A 1,888-nucleotide genomic window follows, 5' to 3' on the forward strand; every position below is an offset into this window, starting at 1 on the left:
GTAATACTTTACGCAACATATATCGGCGGGGTCTGCAAGAAGAACTTTCAGTAATCGCCATCAATGACACGACCGATACAACTACCCTTGCCCATTTATTAAAATACGATTCCGTCCATGGTCCATTCGAACTCGAGGTTAGCGCTGACGAGAATCATCTCTTTATTCAAGGAAAGGCTATCAAGGTATTTCGAATCCTCGACCCACTCGCACTCCCATGGAGAGATTTAGCGATAGATGTCGTGGTGGAATCTACCGGTCATTTTACAAGTTCCGAAAAAGCATCTCGCCATATTCAAGCTGGAGCGCGACAAACTATTATCTCCGCACCCTCTCCCGACAAAGACGTTCCGACAGTAGTACTTGGTATAAACGACGACACATTTGATTGGAGTCAGCCGCTCTTTTCCAATGCTTCCTGTACAACAAACAATGTGGCTCCGTTAGTTAAAATTCTTGACGAAAATTGGGGGATCAAAGACGGGTATATCACTACCGTGCATTCTATGACAGGAGATCAAAATCTCCATGATGCCCCACACCGCGACCTACGCCGGGCACGCGCAGCGTCTTCATCAATTATCCCAACAACAACTGGAGCCGCAAAAGCAATCACCAATGTTTTCCCTCATCTTGAAGGGAAACTCGGCGGCGCCGGAATCCGTGTACCCGTACTAAATGGATCGCTTACCGACTTCACATGCATCCTTGAAAACCAAACAAGCGTAGAGCAAATTAATCAGAAATTCAAAGAGGCATCCGATAGCTCATTAAAGAATATATTGCAATATACCGAAGATCCCATCGTCTCTGTAGATATTATCAACAGCCCTTATTCCTGCGTATTTGATGCACAGTTAACCTCAATTGTTGGCGGCCTTGTTAAGGTGGTTGGTTGGTATGACAATGAGTTTGGCTACTCAAATCGAATGGTTGATTTATTAGAAAATATAAACAAAAAAAATCGGTAATGATTCGATTTATATCCGCGGAGCAGACATTACCTCTCCGCAGTTTGGTACTACGAGATTCACTGCCCTACAAGGAGTGTACTTTTGATCAAGACAATGATCAATCAACATTTCATCTGGGGCTTTTTATTGAAAGTCAAGAATTAATTTGCATACTTACCTGTCAAAAAGAGAACCACGGAAAGCTACCTCACGACGCATACCGCCTGCGTGGTATGGCGACTCATCCTAATTACCATAGAAAAGGCTATGCAAGTCAGTTGTTGAAAGCTGCAGAAAACCATCTCAAAATGCAACTGAATATCGAATATCTATGGTTCAATGCCCGTGAGATTGCCTTCCCCTTTTACCTGGATCAAGGTTTTGAATTCATGTCCGATATGTTTGAAATCCCTGGAGTAGGTCCACACAAAGAAATGTTTAAAATGCTTTAAACATATTTCGTTCCGCTTGGGGTGACAACTATGCGTTCGAGATGTAGAAAATTATATTAGCCTTCTAAAGCTCTCCCTCTACCCCCATTCCAAAAAGGGCAAAATCATATTTTACAGGGTCCATTGGATCGAATTGTTTTAGGTTATCTGTTAACTCAACTGCCATCTTCCAGCTAACTTTATCCAACGTTATTAAACCAAATTTACGAGCAACACGTTCTACGTGCACATCGCAAGGACAAACTAAATCTTTTGCTGAGATACGATTCCATAAGCCAAAATCCACGCCGTTATCATCTTTTCGCACCATCCATCGTAAGTACATATTTAACCGTTTACAACTTGATTTCCGGTGCGGCGAACTAACATGCTTCATCGTACGTATTGGGAAATCTGTCAAGGAAAAAAAATAATTTTTAAATTCATCAAGACTCTTTTCCATAGAGAAAACACTTGAAGAAGATTGATCTAATAGAAACGCAT

General features: G+C 41.7%; 3 protein-coding genes. 2 read left to right on the top strand and 1 reads right to left on the bottom strand.

Annotated elements, in window-relative coordinates; all coding sequences use genetic code 11:
* Both gap and HP439_RS18895 read left to right on the top strand, forming a co-directional pair.
* On the top strand, window positions 1-971 hold a 971-nt coding region (gap, locus tag HP439_RS18890; RefSeq protein ID WP_216657908.1), incomplete at its 5' end, for a type I glyceraldehyde-3-phosphate dehydrogenase.
* On the top strand, window positions 971-1,405 hold the full coding sequence (locus HP439_RS18895; RefSeq protein ID WP_172391875.1) for a GNAT family N-acetyltransferase: 435 nt from the start codon (window positions 971-973) through the stop codon (window positions 1,403-1,405). The genes gap and HP439_RS18895, both read left to right, overlap by 1 nt.
* A gap of 64 nt (window positions 1,406-1,469) precedes the next feature.
* Here the strand turns inward: HP439_RS18895 and HP439_RS18900 are convergent.
* On the bottom strand, window positions 1,470-1,888 hold a 419-nt coding region (locus tag HP439_RS18900), incomplete at its 5' end, for a DUF2400 family protein (RefSeq protein ID WP_172391876.1).

Source organism: Sphingobacterium shayense (assembly GCF_013179575.1).
Taxonomy (GTDB): Bacteria; Bacteroidota; Bacteroidia; order Sphingobacteriales; family Sphingobacteriaceae; genus Sphingobacterium; species Sphingobacterium shayense.